Genomic DNA, 20131 nt, shown 5'->3' on the forward strand with positions numbered 1-20131 from the left:
TCCGTTCTGGAGCGAGCATAAATGGCCGGACAATTGACTTTCGATGCATTGAAAAAAGCCGTTGCAAATGACGAAATCGACACCGTTCTCGCATGTTTTGTGGACATGCAGGGGCGCCTGATCGGCAAACGCTTCTACGGACAGTTTTTCGTGGAATCCGGCTATGACGAGACCCATGGCTGCAACTATCTCCTTGCCGACGATATCGATATGGAGCCGGTGCCGGGCTATGAGGCTGCCGGATGGGACAAGGGCTATGGTGATTTTGTCATCAAGCCGGACCTTTCGACCTTGCGCGTCGCCGCCTGGCTGGAAAAGACGGCCATCGTGCTTTGTGACGTGCTTGACCATCACGATCATGAGGATCTCGCGCATTCTCCGCGCGCAATCCTCAAAAAACAGCTCGCCCGCCTGCATGAGCGTGGCTACCGCGCCTATTTTGCGTCGGAGCTTGAGTTTTATCTTTTCGATGAGACCTACAAGACAGCCCGCGCCAAGCACTGGCAGGACATGGAAACCGCCTCTCCTTATGTGCAGGACTATGTGATCCACCTGACCACCAAGGAAGAGCCGGTCCTGCGGGCAATGCGCAACCAGCTTGCGGCGGCAGGCATTCCGGTCGAAAACTCCAAGGGTGAATGGGGACCCGGCCAGGAAGAACTGAATGTCCGCTATGCCGAAGCGCTCGAAATGGCCGACCGCCATGTCATCATGAAGAACGCGATGAAGGAAATCGCCGAAGCGCACGGCAAGTGCATCACCTTCATGGCCAAGCATGATTACGGCAAGGCTGGAAGTTCCAGCCATGTGCACAATTCCATCTGGAGCGCGGACGGAAAGGAACCGCTCTTCTTCGATCCGAAAGCGCCTTATACGATGACGCCGCTGATGCGCTCGTGGGTGGCGGGACAGCTCAAATATGCCACCGACTATACCTATTTCCTGGCGCCTTACATCAATTCCTACAAGCGTTTTCAGGCAGGCACCTTTGCGCCGACGAAAATCATGTGGAGTCAGGATAACCGCACCGCGGGCTTCCGCCTGTGCGGCGAAGGCACCAAGGGCATACGCATCGAATGCCGCATTGGCGGTGCCGACCTCAATCCCTATCTGGCCTTTGCCGCGCTTATCGCAGCAGGCCTGAAAGGGATAGATGAGCAACTGGAACTCGAAGAGCCCTTTGTGGGGGATGCCTATAGCGCGGTGAAGCTCAAGGAAATTCCCTATACGTTGCGTGAAGCAGCACAGGCGCTCAAGAACTCCGCCTTTCTCAAGGAAGCCTTCGGGGAAGCTGTGGTCAATCACTATGTCCACACCGCGCATTGGGAGCAGATCGAGTACGACCGGCGCGTGACCGATTGGGAACTGCACCGCGGTTTCGAGCGCTATTGACCCTGAGACAATGCCAGACTTCAAAGGAAATTACTGATGAGCGGCACAGCCAAGATCATCTCCCCCATCGACGGCTCGGTCTATGCCGAGCGTCCCTTTTTGAACGAGGCCGCAATCGCCTCGGTCGTCGCCGCTGCCCGCGATGCGCAGGCTGGATGGGCTCAACTGAGCATCGCTGAACGCGCACGTTATTGCCGGGCCGCACTCGACGCTCTTGCCGGAATGCAGGACGAAATCGTACCCGAAATCGCGTGGCAGATGGGGCGCCCGGTACGTTATGGCGGCGAAAATGGCGGCGTTCAGGAGCGCGGCCAATATATGATCGATATCGCCGAAGAAGCGCTGAAGCCTTATGTTCCCACTCAGAAGGATGGCTTTCGCCGCTCTGTGAAGCATGTGCCGCTGGGCGTGGTGATGGTGATCGCGCCGTGGAATTATCCCTACCTCACCGCCGTCAACACCATCATTCCCGCACTGATGGCCGGCAATAGCGTGATCCTCAAACATGCCATGCAGACACTTCTGGCCGGCGAACGTTTCGCGCAGGCCTTCGAGAAGGCCGGGCTGCCGAAAGGCGTCTTCCAGAATGTGGTGCTTGACCATGCATCGACGGAAAAACTGCTCGCCTCCGGCACAATCGACCACGTGAATTTCACCGGGTCGGTCGGCGGTGGCCGCGCCATCGAAAAGGCTGCCGCAGGCACTTTCATGACGCTGGGGCTGGAGCTTGGCGGCAAGGACCCGGCCTATGTTCTGCCCGATGCCGATCTGGACCACGCCATCGCCAATCTGGTGGATGGCGCATTCTTCAATTCGGGCCAGTGCTGCTGCGGGATCGAGCGCATTTATGTGCATGAAGGCGTCTATGACCGTTTTGTCGACGGTTTCATCGACCTGACCAAGCAATATGTCGTCGGCAATCCGCTGGATGCAGGCACCACGCTTGGCCCGATGGCGCAGGCGCGTTTCGCCGATCTCATCCGTGAACAGAAAGCGGAAGCCCTGCGCAAGGGTGCAAAGGCGCATGTGAATATGAGCGTCGCGAATGACCGCGCAGGTTCTCCCTATGTCGCCCCGGAAGTGCTCACCAATGTCGACCACCAGATGAGCGTCATGCGCGAGGAAAGCTTCGGCCCTATCGTCGGCATCATGAAGGTGCGCAACGACGAGGAAGCTCTCGCGCTGATGAATGACAGCATCTACGGCCTGACAGCCTCGCTCTGGACGGCGGACACCGATCATGCCGCTGCTCTTGGCGACCGCATAGAAACAGGCACGGTTTTCATGAACCGCTGCGACTATCTCGATCCCGCACTTGTCTGGACCGGCGTGAAGGACACCGGCAAGGGTGCTGCCCTTTCGGCGATCGGCTACGGCAATCTCACGCGACCAAAATCCTTCCACCTGCGTGAAAAAATCTGACCGCTCATCATTATTCGGAAAGCAATAGACATGACCACTCTGACCGCGAAATGGAACTTCCCGACCACCGTGCTTTTCGGGCCGGGACGCATCAAGGAACTTCCAGCCGTCCTGAAAGCCGCAGGCATTAAACGCCCGCTTTTCGTGACCGATCCCGGCCTGGCGAAGCTTCCCGTGGTGGCGTCCACGCTCGCTGTCCTGGATGAAGCCGGTGTGGCATACGGGGTTTTCTCCGACGTGAAGCCGAACCCGGTCGAAAGCAATCTTTATGCGGGCGTCGAGGTCTTCAAAAGCGGCCAGCATGACGGTGTCATCGCCTTTGGCGGCGGTTCGGCGCTGGACCTTGGCAAGCTCATCGCCTTTCAGGCCGGGCAGACCCGACCCGTCTGGGATTTTGAAGACATTGGCGACTGGTGGACCCGCGCTGACAGCGACGCCATCGCGCCGATCATTGCGGTGCCGACGACGGCAGGCACCGGCTCGGAAGTTGGCCGCGCAGGCGTTCTCACCAATGAAACCACCCACACCAAGAAGGTGATTTTCCACCCGAAAATGCTGCCCGTGACAGTGATCGCCGACCCGGAACTTTCGACAGGAATGCCGCCTTTCATCACGGCGGGTACAGGCATGGATGCGCTGGCGCACTGTCTCGAAGCTTATTGCGCGCCGGGCTTCCATCCCATAGCCGATGGTATTGCCGTGGAAGGTATCCGTCTGGTTTTTGAGAACCTGCCCAAGGCCTATGCCGATGGGAACGATATTGACGCGCGTGCCAACATGATGGCCGCTGCCGCCATGGGCGCAACGGCCTTCCAGAAAGGGCTCGGCGCGATCCATTCGCTGTCTCACCCTATCGGCGCGCTCTATGACTCACATCACGGCATGACGAACGCTGTTTTCATGCCCTATGTCCTGCTTCAGAACCGATCCGCCATCGAAAAGCGCATCGAAAGGCTTGCCGATTATCTCGGCATCAAGGGCGGCTTTGACGGATTTCTGGCAGCCGTCGTGAAATTGCGCAGCGACCTTGGCGTCCCCAATACGCTGCCCGAATTCATCAAGGGTCTTGAAATGGACGATACGCGGAAAGACCTGATTGCCGAGATGGCCATCGTTGATCCGACGGCTGGCGGAAACCCGATTGAACTGACGAAAGAACGCGCGTTGAAGTTGCTAAATGCCGCATTCGAAGGTAAGGTCTGAAACGCTGAATTCAGGCGTGGCAAAGGCCACAAGGGGTAAGCATCGCACCACCATGGCGGGGGGCGATGCATTGAGGAGCGGGTTCTTGGGGAGGAGCCCGCTCCTCTTCATTTTACTGCGGGCCTGATAAGTTTGAAATCCCGCACCCCATAAAATTGGGAACTATTCTATATTTCAGTCGTTTACCTCCATCATCCGAGACGGAGGGTTGCACGTGAATATCTTCAAGCAGACTTGTGCCGGGGCCTTGGCCGTGATCTTCGGGGCGACGTCGATCATACCAACCATGGCGGCACCCATGAATCTGGAACGCCCAGTCATCAATCACACGATAGAGCAGGTGCGCGATCATCGCCGTCCGCCGCGTCATTATCGGGGCCACCGGCCCAACCGGCCGGGACACTGGAACGGCCATCGCGGCTATCGGCATTACCGTCACGGCTATCGCCGCCACAGCGATGGGTGGTGGTATCCGCTGGCAGCATTCGGCGCAGGCGCCATCATTGGCGGCGCCATAAGCCAGCCGCGCCCTGTTTATCGCGCACCGGGTCTATCCAATGCGCATGTGCAGTGGTGCTATAACCGCTATAAGTCCTATCGTTCCTCGGACAATACATTCCAGCCCTATAATGGGCCGCGCAAACAGTGCTATTCGCCCTATTATCGCTGATCATTGCAAAAGCGTCCTTGAAGGGCGCTTTTTCATGTCATTTGCAACGTGGTGAACAGAAACGTGATGGATTTTCAGGTTTCTGCTTCAAGGGACATCTGGACGCCTTCGTCAAACAGGAATAAGCAGGCCCGCGTCATATCAATGTCGCGGGCAAAATTTTCCGAATTCTCCCCCTTCCGAGACATGAAAAATAACATTCAGAACAGGTTCCCGGAAGAAATGTGCTGACTTTCTCCAGGGCAGGTTCAGTCCGAAACCGAAGACCGCCATTCAGCCTCGTGTATTTCACGGGCAGAAGAACGATTTCGGCGCAATCTTGAGTTTGAAAATGTCGCATATCGCCGCCGCAAGCCCCGCACCCTCCAACACCCAACGCTGGGCGATGACTGCCCTGATCACCGGCGGCATCGCCATCGGCACTTCGCCGATCTTTGTGCGGCTTTCCGAGGTGGGGCCGCTCGCGACCGGATTCTGGCGCCTCGCGCTGGCGGTTTTGCCGCTTTTGCTCATGGATGGCCGCGAGCGGCGCGAGGAAAAGGATGCAGCCCCGCTCACCCTGTCCGATTGTCTGCGTCTTGCCCTGCCCGGCCTGTTCATCGCTTTCGACCTCGGCGCGTGGCATTTGTCGCTGCATATGACATCCGTTGCCAATGCAACGCTGCTTGCCAATATGGCGCCGATTTTCGTCACACTCGGCGCCTGGCTGCTTTTCAAGTCGCGCGTGAGCAATTCCTTCATGATCGGACTTGCCGTCGCGGTCATCGGCGTCGTGGTGCTGAAAGGCGGACCGGGCGAGCTTCTCCAGTCCCAATCCTCCGGCGATGCGATGGCGCTTCTGGCCGCAGTCTTCTATGCGGGCTACATTCTTTCGGTTGGCCGCCTGCGCAGCCGCTTTTCCACCATGCGCATCATGCTGTGGAGCAGCGCAATTGCCGCAGTGGTTTCGCTGCCGGTCGCCTATTTCATGGAAGGCCATATATTGCCTGCCACGCTCTATGGCTGGCTGGTCCTTGCGGGCCTCGCCTGGGTGACGCATGCCGCGGGCCAAAGCATGATCGCTTATGCCCTTGCCTATCTTCCGGCGTCGTTCTCGTCCCTCACCCTGCTTCTGCAACCAGTTGTCGCAGCATTTCTTGCATGGACGATCCTGTCGGAACCCCTCGGCATGTTGCAGGCTGTGGGCGGCATCATCGTGATATCGGGGATTCTGATTGCGCGAAGAGGATAGGATATGAAAAAGCGCCGGTTTTCCGGCGCTTTTTGGAGCGGCTGATTATTCAGCCAGCCATTCCTTGATGCGATCCGGATGGTCCGCGATATATTTATCGACGGCCTTCTCATAGGATGTTTCCTGTGCATCGAACATCGCAGCTTCAAGCTCGTTGATCGGAATGCTCATCTTGGTCAGGAAGTTCGCAACTTTCGGATTATCCTCCTTGAAGCCCTTGCGCGCGATGGCATCGATATGTTCCGCACCGCCCAGCGCACCTTCAGGATCGGCAATGTAACGCAGCTTGTACTTGCCGAACATCCAGTGCGGGCTCCATGAGGTCGCGACAAACCAGCCGTCGGAACGCATGGCGCGGTCGACCGTCGTGAGCATGGCCGCTTCGCTTGAAATATTGAGCTTGTAGTCCAGCCCGTATTTCTTGATCGCTTCCTGCGACAGGCGGGTCAGACCGGCGCCCGGATCGATGCCCTGAATTTCGCCCTTCAGCTTCTCGCGCACTTCCGGCTTCTTCAGGTCTTCGATGGAGCTGATTTCGCTTTCCGGAATGTAAGCCGGAACGATCCAGCCGAGCTTCGCCCCTTCGTAGAGCGGGCCGAGGTCTTCAACCTTGTCCTTCACGCGCGCATAATAATCGGCATGGGTTTCCGGCAGCCAGGCCATCATCATGGCATCGATATCGCCGCGGCTTACGCCCTGATAGAGTGGAGCCACGTCTGTCTGAACCAGTTCGACCTTCTGGCCGAGATTGTCTTCAATCAGCTTCTTGGCCAGTTTGGTGACGAATTCAGCATCAGACCAGGGTGCCCACCCGATTTTCACCGGCTTGCCATCCTGCGCAAAGGCTGCGCCCATGGTTATCGTTCCCGCCACAACTGCCGCCAGACCGAATTTGGTTAGTTTGCCCAACATAGCTTCTCCTTTTCGATTGGTATCAGTTCCCGTTGTTATTCTTGGTTATTTTGCTGTTCAGGCTTCCTGTTTGCGAAAGGATGAGGCGGACCGGGTGTCCGCCGCCTTTCTCAAAGATGCGAGCCGCTTGAAAAACCCGGCCCCGCCCTTGCCGAAGCTCTGGGTGATACGGTCGAGAATGACCGCCAGAATGACGACTGCCAGGCCGCCTTCGAAACCGAGGCCCACATTGAGGCGCTGAATGCCGGTCAACACCGTATTGCCGAGGCCGCCCGCACCGATCATCGATGCGATGACCACCATCGACAGCGACAGCATGATCGTCTGGTTGATACCGGCCATGATCGAGGGCATGGCGTTTGGAAGCTGCACCTTGAACAGAAGCTGTCGCGACGTGCAGCCGAAGGCGAGCCCGGCTTCAACGAATTCGGCATGCACCTGCCGGATACCGAGATTGGTCAGACGCACGACCGGCGGCATGGCGAAGATTACCGTCGCAATCGTTCCGGGCACGGCACCGAGGCCAAAAAACATAGCTGCCGGAATGAGATAGACGAAAGCGGGCATCGTCTGCATGAGATCGAGCACCGGGCGCACGATCGAAGCCACCGTGTCGCTGCGCGCCATGGCAATGCCGAGCGGAATGCCGATCACCACCGCGATGACGGTGGATGCCAGCACCAGGGAAAGGCTTTCCATCGTGCCGGTCCACAACTCCATGTGGATGATGAGGCCCAATGCGAGAGCCGTGAAAATCGCAAACTTCCACCCGACGCGCCACAGAGCGAGCAGCGTGAGAATGGCAACCCCACCAAGCGGCGGGACAATGAGAAGCGCGTTTTGAATGCCGTCGGTCACAAAACCGATGACGGCTGCGATCATATCGAGCGCGGGCGTGAAGTGGTCGAGAATGTAGTTGACCACAACATCCGCCCAGCCGCCGACGCTGAAATTCAAATCCATGTTTTACCGTCCATTTCCGTATTTCTTCTGGATTGGACCCATTCTGCCCCGATCAGGCAAAAGTCCGTTGGCGCGCAGTTTCAGCCCGCGCGGCCAAGCGTTTCGAGCAATGCCGATTTGCTGATGGCACCGACATAGCGGTTCTGGCGATCCGTGACCGGAACTGGCCAGGGGCTTTCCGCCACCTGCGTCAGCAAACCGGAAAGCGGCGCTTCGGCTTCGATGGCAGAGACGCGATCCAGTCTCTCGCCGCCTTGCACTGCGATACCCTTTGCCAGAGCGTCTCGACTGACCAGGCCGCGATATGTGCGGTCGGCATCGATCAACACACCGAATGTCTTGCCGCTTGCGTCGAAGCGTTCGAGCGCTGTTGCCAGCTGTTCCGGTTCAAAGACGATCAACTCGTCCTCGCGCGCCACGTCCGCAGCCTTGAAGACGCGGGATACATCGACATTGCGGAAGAAGGAACGGACATAATCATTGGCCGGTGCGGACACGATCTCATTCGGCGTCCCCACCTGCACGACCTTGCCGTGCTGCATGATGCAGATGCGATCACCGATGCGCATGGCTTCGTCCAGATCATGGCTCACGAAAATGATGGTGCGACTATGTTCCGCCTGAAGCCGCTTCAATTCATCCTGCATTTCGGTGCGGATCAGCGGATCGAGTGCGGAGAAAGCCTCGTCCATCAGAAGAATGGTCGGCTCGCTGGCAAGCGCCCGCGCCAGGCCGACGCGCTGCTTCATGCCGCCGGAAAGCTGGTCCGGCATGCTGTGCGCATAGGGCTCCAGCCCGACGGCCGCGAGAGCCTTCAGTGCTTTCTGGTGACGTTCCGCCTCACCCATGCCGGCCACTTCAAGGCCGAAGGCGGCATTGTTCAGAACCGAACGATTGGGCAGGAGCGCGAAGGACTGGAACACCATGCTCATGTCGCGACGACGAAGATCGATCAGCTCGCGCCTAGTCATTTTGACGATATCGCGGCCATCCACCTCGATGGAACCGGCAGTCGGTTCGATCAGGCGATTGAGGAGGCGCAGAAGCGTGGATTTGCCCGAGCCGGAGAGGCCCATAATAACGAATACTTCACCTTCACGGATATCGAAGGTGGCATTATCGACGCCGATCGTTGCGCCGAGTTCGCTGTGAATCTGGGTTTTTGATTTACCTGCGCGCAATTCCTGCATTGCACGCTCCGGATCATCGCCGAAGACTTTAAAAACGCTCTTCAAGCTTATTTTCGTCTCAGCCGGCGACTTCATACTTTCTTCCTTGTATAAAATACCATGCATTAAGTTTAACCCCGCTGTGCTGGCGGACTTAATCTCCTTTTTAACAATGATAGAACTTCATTCCAACGCAAATTGCTCACACGCGATCTGCGTTCCGCGAACGGTCCGCATGGAATGATTATCGATAGATTGCCTGATTCTATATAGGTCATTTCCCGACATGTCCACCCACAGCCGTGAATTCATCTAAATGATCCGTCCGGCAACCGTCCCCTTGATTGATTTTTTGAAGGGTTGCGCAACGAATTTCGGGGACTGCCCGCCACCGCTCAAAGCAGGAAACAATCGACCAGTCTGGGAGCAATAGTAGTCCTGTTCCAGTCAATTATCGGAACGGCCTGCGACAAATATGCAATCAGCTGCGACATCATCTGAACTAGTATAATTCAGGATGAAAACGGATATAATTATAGAAAAATAGTGTGATTATACTATATACCTGTATTATCTAGTCTATACATAAAACGGCGCGAATTGAGCAATCCGCGCCGTCATATAAAGGGCTTGAGCGCCGATCTGAAGCTCCCGCTTTTCAGCGATAAGCCAGATATCCGACAAAACCGGTGATCTTCCAGCGCGCGCCGTCCCGACGGCAGAAATAAAGTGTCTGCCAGTTGAGACGGTCTTCCGCTCCATCTTTCCTTGCAATCGTTCCGTCAAATTTTTTCCGGGCGACGGCCACGTCGCCGGTAATATCGATCACGCCCAGATTCGTCGCGCGGAAGATGCCATCGGCCAAGGGTTCGGCATATTCGACCGCCGCACTTTCCGCCGCCTGCCGCAGCCATTCATCGCGATAGCTTGCGAGCGTCGGAAATCCCGCATCCCATTTGTCGGGATCGCGATCATTATGCGCATGAATGCCGAGGAAACGCGCCTCATCGAAATCGTCAGCCACCATGGACCAGTCCTGCGATACGAAGGCCTCGATATCGCGCCGCACAAGCATGTCCCAAATCTGTTCGCGGTCCTTGTCCCCTGCGAACGGATTAACCGCACCTTTCATCTTATCCTCCTGATTATCTCAACTTTCCACGCGCGGCGACCGGCAGGATATCGATGACCTCTTCGCCGGAAACGAGGTAAACCTCGTCAAAGAGATTGGAAACCACGCAGACATGATCCGGAATGATCCGCACCTGCTCGCCGACATTCAGATCGGCAACATCGCCGGCCAGCTTGCCGTGTTCCTCACTCAATCCGACTACACGGGCGTCCGGGCGCCCGACCAACTCGCCAAAATCGCTCAGTCCCAGCGTGTCGCTGGACAGCGCCTTGGAACCGGCATCGACGATCGCCCGGTCGGATGTCGGGTGACTCACCACCGTCGAAAGCACCGTCAGGGCGCAGTCGTCCACTGTCGCGGCCCCTTTCGCAACCTGATAGCGGTCGAAATAGATATAAGTGCCGGGACGATATTCCGTGACGACGCCGTCACCGGGATTGCGCCACATATCGGGCGTGCCGCCGCTTGAAATCGTCTCGCAGTGAAGGCCGTTCGCCTCCAGCAGCGCGCGCGCCGAATAAAGCCATTGCTCGGCCTCTTCCGGCTTTCCCGCGGCGGGATAGGTCATCAGGCCACCGAAACGCAGCCCGGCGCTCTCATCGATGATGCGCGCCAGTTCCAGCGCTTCGGCTGGCGTCTGCACGCCACAACGCCCCATGCCGGTATCGCATTCGACAAGGACTGTCAGCGGGTGGTTTTCATCGGTAAAACGCGCCGCAAGCCCTGCAAGCGACGTCCTGTTGTCCACCGTGACCGAAATCGTGATGCGCCGATGCAGCGCATATAGACGGTCGAGCTTTTCCTGCCCCAGAATATTGTAGGGCAGGAAAATATCCGTCAGCCCGGCATCGGCCATAACCTCCGCCTCGCCGAGTTTCTGGCAGGTAATGCCGACGGCACCCGCCTCCACCTGCATTTTGGCAAATATGGGCAGCTTGTGGGTCTTGATATGCGGGCGCAATCTCACCCCCACGGCATCGGCATGGGCCTGCGCCTTTGCGATATTGGCTTTGACACGGTCGACATCGACCAGAACAGCGGGGGTATCCACCGCACGGATGGTTTTCGGTCTGATGGGCATGAGGTCAGTCTCCCAGCGGCAGGCGCGGATCGTCTATGGTGAGTGTGTTGAGGCTGTGCTTGATGCGGCGCAGGCTTTCCAGCACCTTCGGCCCGCGGGCTTCGGCAACGGCGGTCGCGATCATGTCGAGAATGGCAAGAAGCCCATAGCGCGCAGATGTGGGCTTGTAGATATTGCCGTCTTCATTGGCCTGAAACGGGATAAGCACATCCGCGGCCCTGGCAAGATCGGACCCGGCGGCGGTGATCGCTACCGTCTCGGCCCCGTATTGCCGGGCGACCAGCACCGCCTCCACCACGGAGCGCGCAAAGCCCGAAACGGAAAAGGCAAGCACGGTCGTCTCGGGCGTGGTGACGGCGGCATACATGCGCTGCAACTGCCCGTCCACCTGAGCATTGACCGGAATACCGAGGCGGAACAGGCGGTTTTCCATTTCTGTCGCCAGCATGGACGACATGCCGCCCGAACCAAGACAAAGCACGGGACCGCCGGCAGCAAGCTTTTCGGCAACCTTCATCAGCACAGCCATATCCAGACCGTCGCTCGCGCGCTGGATGGCGGCGATGGCCGCATCGGTCACGGCTGTTGCAATCCGGCTTTCGCGCACGTCGCGGGCTGGAATTTCAGCGGTGAGATATTGCCCGCCAATGGCCAAAGCCTGCGCCAGGAAGAACTTGAAATCCCGCACACCGTCGCAGCCGAGCGCGCGGCAGAAGCGCGTCACCGTCGGTTCGCTGACGCCTGCCCGCGCGGCAATCTCCGAAATCGCCGCCTTGGACGCATAGTCGGGATCGGCCAGAACCAGCCCGGCCAGCCGCCGGTCGGATTTCGATCCGTCCTGCGCCACGACATGCAGCCGCGTGATGATGTCGGCAACCTTGCTCATGAAAAGCTCAAAGCGGCAGGCCGCTTTCCTTATCAAACAGATGAATATGTTCGCTCTTAGCCGTTACAGGAACTCGCTCGCCCGGCGCAAGATGTATCCGCTCGCGGAAAACCGCGCGGACAGGTTCTCCCGCAATGCGGCCATAGACATGGGTTTCCGGGCCGGTGGGCTCGATCACTTCCACCACGAGCGTCAGCCCCTCACCGTCGCGCGCGATCACGAAATTTTCCGGGCGGATGCCCGCTTCCGTCGGGCGCTCGCCGGTCGAAACCGCCGCGACAGCAATCTTTTCGCCCTCACCGGTGCGGAAATGACCGTCAGCCACCACGCCGGGAATGAAACTCATCGACGGCGAACCGATGAAGCCCGCCACAAACTTGTTGGCCGGGCGGTCGTAAAGATCGAGCGGCGCGCCGATCTGCTGGATCTTGCCCTGGTTCATCACCACGATGCGGTCGGCCATGGTCATGGCCTCGATCTGGTCATGGGTCACATAGATCACGGTCGATTTCAGGCGCTGATGCAGCGCCTTGATCTCGGTGCGCATCTGCACGCGCAATTGCGCATCCAGATTGGAAAGCGGCTCGTCGAAGAGAAACACCGACGGTTCGCGCACGATGGCGCGGCCCATGGCGACGCGCTGGCGCTGCCCGCCCGAAAGCTGGCGCGGATAGCGGTCGAGATAGGAATGGAGGTTGAGAATGGAGGCCGCGCGATCCACCTTGGTTGCGGTTTCCTCCGCCTTTTCACCACGGATGCGCGGGCCAAAACCGATATTCTCTCGCGCCGTCATATGCGGAAACAGCGCATAAGACTGAAACACCATCGCGATGTTGCGCTTTTGCGGCGGCAGTTCGTTGGCACGCTCGCCGCCAATGACGAGATCGCCGCCGGAAATCGGCTCCAGCCCCGCCACCATGCGCAAAAGCGTGGATTTTCCGCAACCGGATGGACCGACAAGCACGAGAAATTCCCCGCTCTGTATCTCCAGATCAACCCGGTCCAGAACGGTCAATTGCCCGAAGGTCTTGGTAATTCCGCGCAGCGAAACCTCTTTCATCGGCTCAATTTCCTCCCAGAATATCTTCGATGAACGGGCGGCAGCCCGCCGTCAGCCCGGCATCCACCGGCAAAATCGCGCCTGTGATGCCCGATGCCCGGTCAGACGCCAGAAACGCCACCGCCTCGGCCACCTCGGCAACATTGACGATGCGTCCCAGCGGATAAAGCCGCTGCAAACGGTCCAGCACAGATGGGTCCTGCGCGATGCGATGGTCCCATGCGGGCGTGCGGATGGACCCCGGACAGACCACATTGGCGCGCACGCCCTGCTGGCCAAACTCAACCGCGATGCCGCGCGCAAAGGCATTGATACCCGCCTTCGCCGCCGCATAGGCCGGATTGCCGAAATGCAGGAGCGCATTGACGGACGAGACAAAGACGAAGGCGCCATGCCCGCGCATGGCCATTGCCTGCGCCATCACATTGGAAAAACCTGCAACACCGGTCAGGTTGAGGTCGATTTCCGTCTCGATCCGGCGCTGGTCCAGCCCCTCGAAAGTTTCGGCGCGGGTCCAGCCCGCATTGTTGATGACGATATCCGGCACACCGTCCGAAAGGATGATCCTGTTGGCAGCGGTTTCAAGCGCCGCGCGGTCGACAAGGTCGAATGCATGGCGGCTGTCGAAATCCGAAGCGGCCATCCGCTCCACCGACATGTCGCAGCCGATGACGCGCGCGCCGCGCACCGCAAACAGCGCCGCCAGAGCCGCCCCCACGCCGCCGCCGGCACCGGTTATCAAAACCGATTTTCCGGCAAATTCACCCGAATGATCCACGGCATTCCCCTTTTATGGTCATTTTCAGAACCGCTTGTTTGCGTCAACCTAGATATAAAAATGTAAGTTTGCAACAAAACTTTTTGCTTGAAAGCGCTGATAAACTGGATAATGTAAGAAAATAACAAAAAATACACAGCTCTTGCACATTGAGAGAAACACAAGGGAACTGGAAAATGTCTATCAGCAAATGGAAGGCCGGCCTTCTGGCCGGATTGAGCATTCTGGCGCTGGCATCTGGCGCAAATGCAGGCGAAGTGCGTATGACGGTTGCGGAGTACAGCTCCAAGACCGGCCCCTATTTCGAAGAGGTCAAGAAGGCTTTCGAGGCCGAAAATCCCGGCATCACGCTCAATTTCGAGGTCGTGCCGTGGGACGTGCTCCTGCAGAAGCTGACGACGGATATTTCCGCAGGCACCAATGCCGATCTTTCGATCATCGGCACGCGCTGGCTGATCGACTTCGTGCAGCAGGGCATTGCCGAGCCGCTCGACGGCTATATGAACGACGAATTCAAGGGCCGTTTCATCGAAACTTTCCTGTCGCCTTCCGTGCTTGACGGCAAGACCTACGGCCTGCCGATCGCGGCTTCCGCCCGCGCCATGTATTACAACAAGGATCTCTTCGAGAAAGCCGGCATCAAGAACCCGCCTGCCAACTGGGACGAGCTGAAAGCCGACGCAGCCAAGATCAAGGCGCTCGGCGGCGAGAAGTACGGTTTCGGCCTGCAAGGCAAGGAAATCGAAACAGACGTCTATTATTATTACGCCATGTGGTCCTATGGCACGGAAATCCTGAACAAGGACGGCACTTCCGGCCTCAGCACGCCGGGCGCGCTGGAAGCGGCCAAGCTCTACAAATCCATGATCGATGACGGGCTGACGCAGCCCGGCGTTACCTCCTATGCCCGCGAGGACGTGCAGAACCTCTTCAAGCAGGGCAAGGTCGGCATGATGATTACCGCGCCCTTCCTGTCGAACCAGATCAAGGAAGAAGCGCCCAATCTCAAATATGGCGTCGCAGCCATTCCAGCCGGGCCGACGGGTGCGCGCGGCACCTATGGCGTGACCGATTCCGTCATCATGTTCCAGAACTCCAAGAACAAGGAGGAAGCCTGGAAAGTGCTGGACTTCCTGTTCCAGAAGGACTGGCGCGCGAAATTCACACAGGGTGAAGGCTTCCTTCCGGTCAACAAGGAAGAGGCCAAGATGGATTATTACGTCAATAATGCCGATCTTGCCGCCTTTACCGCTCTTCTGCCGGATGCGCGTTTCGCACCGGTCATTCCGGGCTGGGAAGAAGTCGCCGACATCACCTCCAACGCCATGCAGAGCATCTATCTTGGCAAGGGTGAACCGGATGCCGTTCTGAAGGATGCCGCCGCCAAGGCGGATGCCATCCTGAAAAAATAATTTCTCCCCCGCCTGCCCGGCAGGTCCCTCGCCCTGCCGGGCTTTTTTCTTCTCCGGGACAGTGACAGCCGATGCAAAGCCGCAGCTTGCCCTATCTTCTGATCCTGCCCAGCCTGCTTCTGGCTGCGGTGGTTATATTCTGGCCCGTGGTGCATTTGTTCGAAATCGCCACGCATGATGTGAACCGCTTCGGCCAGTTGCGCGATTTCAACGATGGCGCCAATTTCACGGCCCTTTTCGCAACGCCGGAATTCATGAACGCGCTGTGGCGCACCGCCGTCTGGACTGTTGCCGTGGTGGGCGGCGCGCTGGTCCTGTCCATCCCGGTCGCCATCATTCTCAACATGGATTTCTACGGACGCTCGGTCGCCCGCGTCATCATCATGCTGCCATGGGCGGTCTCGCTCACCATGACGGCCATTGTCTGGCGCTGGGCGCTGAACGGCGAAAGCGGAATGCTCAATTCCGCCCTGCGCAGTCTCGGCCTCATCGACACGAATATCCAGTGGCTTGCGAGCGCCGTAACAGCCTTTCCGATGCAGATCCTGGTCGGCATTCTGGTGACGGTTCCCTTCACCACCACCATTTTCCTGGGCGGGTTGTCCTCCATTCCCGACGATCTCTACGAAGCTTCATCGCTTGAAGGCGCCAGCCTCTGGCAGCAGTTCCGCGAGATCACCTTTCCGCTTTTGAAGCCCTTCGTGAACATCGCCATCGTGCTCAACACGATCTATGTCTTCAATTCCTTCCCGATCATCTGGGTGATGACGCAGGGCGGCCCGGCCAATTCCACCGATATTCTGGTGACGCATCTCTACAAGCTCGCCTTCCGCCTCGGCAAACTTGGCGAAGCCTCGGCGGTGTCGCTCATCATGCTCGCCATATTGCTGGTCTTCACCGCCATCTACATCCGGATTTCCACACGGAGCGAACAATCATGACGTCTCCGAAGCTCAAGCGCACCGTGGTCGCATGGGCGGTTCTCTCGCCGCTCATCGTGCTCACCCTCTTCCCCTTCGCCGTCATGTTCTTGACGGCGGTGAAACCGGCGCAGGAAGTGCTGTCGCCAAGCTGGTGGCCATCCACCTTCCGCTGGCAGAATTTTTCCGAAATGTGGGTCGCCACCAATTTCGGCAATGCGCTCATCAACTCGATCTATGTTTCGGTCATCGCCTCCATCGGCGCGATCATCATCTCCATTCCGGCGGCCTATGCCATGTCGCGCTTCCGCTTTGCGGGTCATGGCGCATTCCGGCAGTTCCTGCTCGTCTCGCAGATGATTTCGCCCATCGTTCTGGTGCTGGGCCTGTTCCGCCTGCTGGCCGCTTACGGGCTGATCGAAAGCGTGTCGGCGGTCGGCGCGGTCTATATGGCCTTCAACATCGCCTTCACCGTCTGGATGCTGCAAAGCTATTTCGACACCATCCCGCGCGATCTTGAAGAAGCCGCGTGGATGGAAGGGGCCGGCCGCGGCAAGACGCTGGTGAAAGTTTTCCTGCCGCTCTGCCTGCCCGCCATCGCGGTGACGGCGATCTTCACCTTCATCAATGCGTGGAACGAATTCGTGGTGGCGCTGACCATGCTGCGCCGACAGGAAAGCTACACGCTGCCCATTCAGGTCTTCTCGCTGGTGGCCGGGCGCTACACGGTCGAATGGCAATATGTCATGGCCGCAACCTTGCTCGCCACCCTGCCCGTCGCCGTCCTTTTCATCTGGCTTCAGCGCTATCTCATCAAGGGGCTTGCGCTCGGAGCGGTCAAATAACCGGAGAAAATCATGTCCAGAAAACAGGTCTTCGGCGCATCGCATGTGCCTCTTTCCCCCGCAGTCCGCGCAGGCGACATGGTCTATGTGTCGGGCCAGGTGCCGGTCGGACCGAATGGCCAGATCGTCGAAGGCGGCATCGAAGCGCAGACGCGGCAGGTGCTTGAAAACATCAAGGCTGCCCTGGCGCTTGCGGGTGCTGCGATGGAAGACGTCGTCAAAACCACGGTCTGGCTGGAAGATGCCCGCGATTTTGGCCGCATGAACGCCGTCTACGCCACCTATTTCCCGAAAGAACCGCCAGCGCGCACCACGGTCGAATCCCGCCTGATGATCGACATCAAGATCGAAGTCGAGGCCATCGCCTACGCGCCGCAGAAATAGGCTCCGCCACCCCTTTTCCCCGCACAGAGTTGTTTCCATGCGCATCTTCACCGCGTCGCTTGCGACCGAAACCAACACTTTCTCGCCGGTTCCAACCGACCGTGCCTCGTTCGAAATGGCTTTCTATGCCGGGCCGGGCAAGCATCCGGAAACACCGACGCTCTGCTCCTCGCCCATCGTGGCATTGCGCAGGCGGGCGGCGGCGGAAGGCCTCACCGTCATCGAAGGCACCGCCACCTGGGCGGAGCCTGGCGGGCTGTTGCAGCGCCAGGCTTTCGAGGAACTGCGCGACGAAATCCTTGAACAGCTCAAGGCCGCCATGCCGGTCGATGCGGTGGTGCTGGGCCTCCACGGCGCGATGGTCGCGCAGGGCTATGACGATTGCGAGGGCGATCTGCTGGAGCGCGTGCGCGCCATTGTCGGACCGGATATTCTGGTTGCGAGCGAGTTCGACCCGCATAGCCACCTGACCCCGAAACGGGTGGAAAACCTCAATATTTTTGCATCCTTCCTCGAATTTCCTCATACGGATTTCTATGAGCGCGGCGAGCATGTGGTGGAGCTAACGCTCGATGCCCTCAAGGGGCGCACCAGGCCGGTCATCTCCACGTTCGACTGCCGGATGATCGCGGTCTTGCCCACCAGCAAAGAGCCGATGCGCTCCTTTGTGGACCGTATCAAGGCGATGCAGGGCAAGGACGGCATCCTCTCCATTTCCGTTATTCACGGCTTCATGGCGGCGGATGTGCCGGAAATGGGAACGCGCATTCTGGTCGTCACCGACAACGATCCGCAAAAGGGCGCGGCTTTGGCCGAAAGGCTCGGGCGCGAACTGATCGCCATGCGCGAGCAGACGTCGATGGCCATGCTCGACACCGATCAGGGCATTGACCGCGCGCTTGCAGCCCATGCCGCCAATTCCTCAAAACCCACCGTCATCGCCGATGTGTGGGACAATCCGGGCGGTGGCGTCGCGGGCGACGGCACCTATATCCTGCGCCGCCTGATCGAGCGCGGCGTCAACAATGTCGGCATCGCCACCATATGGGATCCCATTGCCGTCACCTTCTGCCATGCGGCGGGCGAAGGCGCGGTGATCGACCTGCGCTTCGGCGGCAAGTCCGGCCCGCTTGGCGGTGAGCCTATCGATGCCCGCGTGACGGTGCTTAAAGTGGCAAATGAGGGCTGGCAGAGTTTCGGCCCCAGCCGCGTGACGCTCGGCCCTTCGGCGGTGGTGCGCATCGAAGGCACCGGGATCGACATCATTCTCAACACCAACCGCACCCAGACCTTCGAGCCGGATATCTTTTCCAATCTCGGCATAGACCCGATGAAGAAGGATGTTCTGGTGGTCAAATCCACCAATCATTTCCATGCGGGCTTTGCGCCGATCGCCGCTGAAATCGTCTATGTCGATGCGCCAAGCTCCTATCCGAGCAACCCGCGCACGACCAATTATCGCAAGCTCAGCCGCGCCATCTGGCCGCGCGTCGAGAACCCGTGGTGAGAGAATGAAAAAGCGCGGGCAAATCAGTTCACTGGACTGATTTCTGCTCCCGCTTCGCTGCGCAGGATAATGCAATAAAACAAATAATTGGAGCGGTTTCGGCGATCTGTTAAAATGAAAACCGCTCCAATGGGCATCAGGCCCGTTCGATGATGATCTTCAAAACGTTGCGGTCGCCGTCCCAAAGGGGGAGTGCGGCCTCAGCCTCATCGAACGGAAATATCTTCGAGATCAGCTTGTCCGCATCGGCCCCAAGCTTTTCCAGATGCGCGATGACAGCCTCGAAATCGTCAAGCGTCGCGTTGCGCGATCCCATGATGTCGAGTTCCTTCAGGTTGAAGAACTGCGTCTGATAGGTGACGGGCGCCTTGGAATAGCCGACATAAACCACCCTGCCCGCAAAGCCCGCCAGATCGACGGCCTGCGTGAAGGTGATCGGCAGGCCCACCGCCTCGAAAGCTGCATCCACCCCGTCATCATTGGTCAGTTCCTGCACCTTGGCGACGACATCCTCCCCACCTGGCAAAGCGTGCGTTGCGCCGAATTGCAGCGCCAGTTCGCGCTTTTCTGCGCTTGGATCGATGGCGATGACTTTGGCGCCGCGCGCAAGCGCGCCAATGAGAACACCCATGCCGATCATGCCGCAGCCCAGAACAGCGACCGTATCGCCGGCCTGAACGCGCCCGCGCTCAACCGCATGGAAGCCCACCGAAAGCGGCTCGACCAGCGCCAGATGGCGCGGCTCCAGCGTCTCGTTGAGGATCAGCTTTTCGGCGGGCAGCACGATCTGTTCGGCCAGGCCGCCATTCTGCTGCACGCCGAGCGTCTTGTTATAACGGCACGCATTGAGCCGCCCCTTGCGGCAGGACGAACATTCACCACAATTCGTATAGGGCAGCACGATGACCCGCTTGCCCCTGGCGTAAGCAGCGCCGACACCCTCTCCTGCTTCCATGATCTCGCCGCCGATCTCGTGCCCCGGAATGCGCGGCAGCAGCACCAGCGGATTAAGCCCCTTGAAGGTGTTCAGGTCGCTGCCGCAGAGTCCCACATGGCGAACCCGCACGCGAACATGACCCGCGAGCAGAGGTGCCTCGTCGATTTCAGCAAAACGGGTGACGTTTTCGCTCTCGATACGCAGGGCTTTGACCATCGAATTATTCC

Annotated in this window: 19 protein-coding genes; 10 read left to right on the forward strand and 9 right to left on the reverse strand. The window is 58.7% G+C overall.

Going from position 1 to position 20131, the window contains the following annotated elements:
* Positions 1-21 precede the first annotated feature (21 nt).
* The 5 genes from AVM02_RS15075 (at position 22) to AVM02_RS15095 (ending at position 5918) form a co-directional block, all read left to right on the forward strand.
* Positions 22-1392, forward strand: a complete 1371-nt coding sequence (locus AVM02_RS15075; protein WP_411507738.1) for a glutamine synthetase family protein — start codon at positions 22-24, stop codon at positions 1390-1392.
* A 36-nt stretch (positions 1393-1428) separates the two neighbouring features.
* On the forward strand, positions 1429-2814 hold the full coding sequence (locus AVM02_RS15080; protein WP_411507739.1) for an aldehyde dehydrogenase family protein: 1386 nt from the start codon (positions 1429-1431) through the stop codon (positions 2812-2814).
* A gap of 30 nt (positions 2815-2844) precedes the next feature.
* Entirely contained in the window at positions 2845-4017 is a 1173-nt protein-coding gene (locus AVM02_RS15085) for an iron-containing alcohol dehydrogenase (protein WP_411507740.1), read from the forward strand.
* 214 nt (positions 4018-4231) lie between these two features.
* A complete protein-coding gene (locus tag AVM02_RS15090) occupies positions 4232-4687 on the forward strand; it encodes a BA14K family protein (RefSeq protein ID WP_411507741.1) in 456 nt (151 codons plus the stop codon).
* Positions 4688-5018: 331 nt separating this feature from the next.
* Positions 5019-5918 (forward strand): DMT family transporter, encoded by a 900-nt coding sequence (locus AVM02_RS15095; RefSeq protein ID WP_411507742.1) that lies wholly within the window; start codon positions 5019-5021, stop codon positions 5916-5918.
* 45 nt (positions 5919-5963) lie between these two features.
* Here the strand turns inward: AVM02_RS15095 and AVM02_RS15100 are convergent, their stop codons facing one another.
* The 8 genes from AVM02_RS15100 to AVM02_RS15135 all read right to left on the reverse strand — a co-directional run bounded on the left by AVM02_RS15100 (position 5964) and on the right by AVM02_RS15135 (position 13899).
* Positions 5964-6830 carry a glycine betaine ABC transporter substrate-binding protein gene (locus AVM02_RS15100; protein WP_411507743.1) on the reverse strand — a complete coding sequence of 289 codons (867 nt, stop codon included), beginning with the start codon at positions 6828-6830 and terminating at the stop codon, positions 5964-5966.
* Positions 6831-6887: 57 nt separating this feature from the next.
* Positions 6888-7793 carry an ABC transporter permease gene (locus AVM02_RS15105; RefSeq protein ID WP_411507744.1) on the reverse strand — a complete coding sequence of 302 codons (906 nt, stop codon included), beginning with the start codon at positions 7791-7793 and terminating at the stop codon, positions 6888-6890.
* A gap of 80 nt (positions 7794-7873) precedes the next feature.
* Complete coding sequence (proV, locus tag AVM02_RS15110) at positions 7874-9058, reverse strand: glycine betaine/L-proline ABC transporter ATP-binding protein ProV (RefSeq protein ID WP_411507745.1); 1185 nt, start codon at positions 9056-9058, stop codon at positions 7874-7876.
* Between the two features lie 562 nt (positions 9059-9620).
* Positions 9621-10094, reverse strand: a complete 474-nt coding sequence (locus AVM02_RS15115) for a hypothetical protein (RefSeq protein ID WP_411507746.1) — start codon at positions 10092-10094, stop codon at positions 9621-9623.
* A gap of 13 nt (positions 10095-10107) precedes the next feature.
* Entirely contained in the window at positions 10108-11175 is a 1068-nt protein-coding gene (locus AVM02_RS15120) for a D-TA family PLP-dependent enzyme (protein WP_411507747.1), read from the reverse strand.
* A 4-nt stretch (positions 11176-11179) separates the two neighbouring features.
* Positions 11180-12061 carry a MurR/RpiR family transcriptional regulator gene (locus AVM02_RS15125; protein WP_411507748.1) on the reverse strand — a complete coding sequence of 294 codons (882 nt, stop codon included), beginning with the start codon at positions 12059-12061 and terminating at the stop codon, positions 11180-11182.
* Between the two features lie 7 nt (positions 12062-12068).
* Positions 12069-13121 (reverse strand): ABC transporter ATP-binding protein, encoded by a 1053-nt coding sequence (locus AVM02_RS15130; RefSeq protein WP_411507749.1) that lies wholly within the window; start codon positions 13119-13121, stop codon positions 12069-12071.
* Positions 13122-13125: 4 nt separating this feature from the next.
* On the reverse strand, positions 13126-13899 hold the full coding sequence (locus AVM02_RS15135) for an SDR family oxidoreductase (protein ID WP_411507750.1): 774 nt from the start codon (positions 13897-13899) through the stop codon (positions 13126-13128).
* Positions 13900-14075: 176 nt separating this feature from the next.
* Between AVM02_RS15135 and AVM02_RS15140 the strand changes: the two genes are divergently transcribed.
* The 5 genes from AVM02_RS15140 to AVM02_RS15160 all read left to right on the forward strand — a co-directional run bounded on the left by AVM02_RS15140 (position 14076) and on the right by AVM02_RS15160 (position 18967).
* Complete coding sequence (locus tag AVM02_RS15140; RefSeq protein ID WP_411507751.1) at positions 14076-15311, forward strand: ABC transporter substrate-binding protein; 1236 nt, start codon at positions 14076-14078, stop codon at positions 15309-15311.
* Between the two features lie 71 nt (positions 15312-15382).
* A complete protein-coding gene (locus AVM02_RS15145; RefSeq protein WP_411507752.1) occupies positions 15383-16252 on the forward strand; it encodes a carbohydrate ABC transporter permease in 870 nt (289 codons plus the stop codon).
* On the forward strand, positions 16249-17076 hold the full coding sequence (locus AVM02_RS15150) for a carbohydrate ABC transporter permease (RefSeq protein WP_411507753.1): 828 nt from the start codon (positions 16249-16251) through the stop codon (positions 17074-17076). Before AVM02_RS15145 ends, AVM02_RS15150 begins: the two co-directional genes overlap by 4 nt.
* A 12-nt stretch (positions 17077-17088) precedes the next feature.
* Positions 17089-17460 carry a RidA family protein gene (locus tag AVM02_RS15155; RefSeq protein WP_411507754.1) on the forward strand — a complete coding sequence of 124 codons (372 nt, stop codon included), beginning with the start codon at positions 17089-17091 and terminating at the stop codon, positions 17458-17460.
* 37 nt (positions 17461-17497) lie between these two features.
* Complete coding sequence (locus AVM02_RS15160) at positions 17498-18967, forward strand: M81 family metallopeptidase (RefSeq protein ID WP_411507755.1); 1470 nt, start codon at positions 17498-17500, stop codon at positions 18965-18967.
* A 136-nt stretch (positions 18968-19103) separates the two neighbouring features.
* On the opposite strand, the gene AVM02_RS15165 is transcribed toward AVM02_RS15160, so the two are convergent.
* Positions 19104-20120: a zinc-binding alcohol dehydrogenase family protein gene (locus AVM02_RS15165; protein ID WP_411507756.1), complete on the reverse strand. Its 1017-nt coding sequence runs from the start codon at positions 20118-20120 to the stop codon at positions 19104-19106.
* Positions 20121-20131 lie beyond the last annotated feature (11 nt).

This window comes from Brucella anthropi (assembly GCF_046630315.1).
Lineage (GTDB): Bacteria > Pseudomonadota > Alphaproteobacteria > Rhizobiales > Rhizobiaceae > Brucella > Brucella anthropi_A.

Excerpts from the sequence above, each read along its gene's own strand:
- AVM02_RS15130 (WP_411507749.1), bottom strand. The coding sequence starts at position 13,121 with ATGAAAGAGGTTTCGCTGCGCGGAATTACCAAGACCTTCGGGCAATTG.
- AVM02_RS15165 (WP_411507756.1), bottom strand. The coding sequence starts at position 20,120 with ATGGTCAAAGCCCTGCGTATCGAGAGCGAAAACGTCACCCGTTTTGCT.
- AVM02_RS15085 (WP_411507740.1), top strand. The coding sequence starts at position 2,845 with ATGACCACTCTGACCGCGAAATGGAACTTCCCGACCACCGTGCTTTTC.
- AVM02_RS15125 (WP_411507748.1), bottom strand. The coding sequence starts at position 12,061 with ATGAGCAAGGTTGCCGACATCATCACGCGGCTGCATGTCGTGGCGCAG.
- proV (WP_411507745.1), bottom strand. The coding sequence starts at position 9,058 with ATGAAGTCGCCGGCTGAGACGAAAATAAGCTTGAAGAGCGTTTTTAAA.
- AVM02_RS15140 (WP_411507751.1), top strand. The coding sequence starts at position 14,076 with ATGTCTATCAGCAAATGGAAGGCCGGCCTTCTGGCCGGATTGAGCATT.
- AVM02_RS15095 (WP_411507742.1), top strand. The coding sequence starts at position 5,019 with ATGTCGCATATCGCCGCCGCAAGCCCCGCACCCTCCAACACCCAACGC.
- AVM02_RS15105 (WP_411507744.1), bottom strand. The coding sequence starts at position 7,793 with ATGGATTTGAATTTCAGCGTCGGCGGCTGGGCGGATGTTGTGGTCAAC.
- AVM02_RS15115 (WP_411507746.1), bottom strand. The coding sequence starts at position 10,094 with ATGAAAGGTGCGGTTAATCCGTTCGCAGGGGACAAGGACCGCGAACAG.
- AVM02_RS15155 (WP_411507754.1), top strand. The coding sequence starts at position 17,089 with ATGTCCAGAAAACAGGTCTTCGGCGCATCGCATGTGCCTCTTTCCCCC.
- AVM02_RS15075 (WP_411507738.1), top strand. The coding sequence starts at position 22 with ATGGCCGGACAATTGACTTTCGATGCATTGAAAAAAGCCGTTGCAAAT.
- AVM02_RS15145 (WP_411507752.1), top strand. The coding sequence starts at position 15,383 with ATGCAAAGCCGCAGCTTGCCCTATCTTCTGATCCTGCCCAGCCTGCTT.
- AVM02_RS15150 (WP_411507753.1), top strand. The coding sequence starts at position 16,249 with ATGACGTCTCCGAAGCTCAAGCGCACCGTGGTCGCATGGGCGGTTCTC.
- AVM02_RS15120 (WP_411507747.1), bottom strand. The coding sequence starts at position 11,175 with ATGCCCATCAGACCGAAAACCATCCGTGCGGTGGATACCCCCGCTGTT.
- AVM02_RS15080 (WP_411507739.1), top strand. The coding sequence starts at position 1,429 with ATGAGCGGCACAGCCAAGATCATCTCCCCCATCGACGGCTCGGTCTAT.
- AVM02_RS15160 (WP_411507755.1), top strand. The coding sequence starts at position 17,498 with ATGCGCATCTTCACCGCGTCGCTTGCGACCGAAACCAACACTTTCTCG.
- AVM02_RS15100 (WP_411507743.1), bottom strand. The coding sequence starts at position 6,830 with ATGTTGGGCAAACTAACCAAATTCGGTCTGGCGGCAGTTGTGGCGGGA.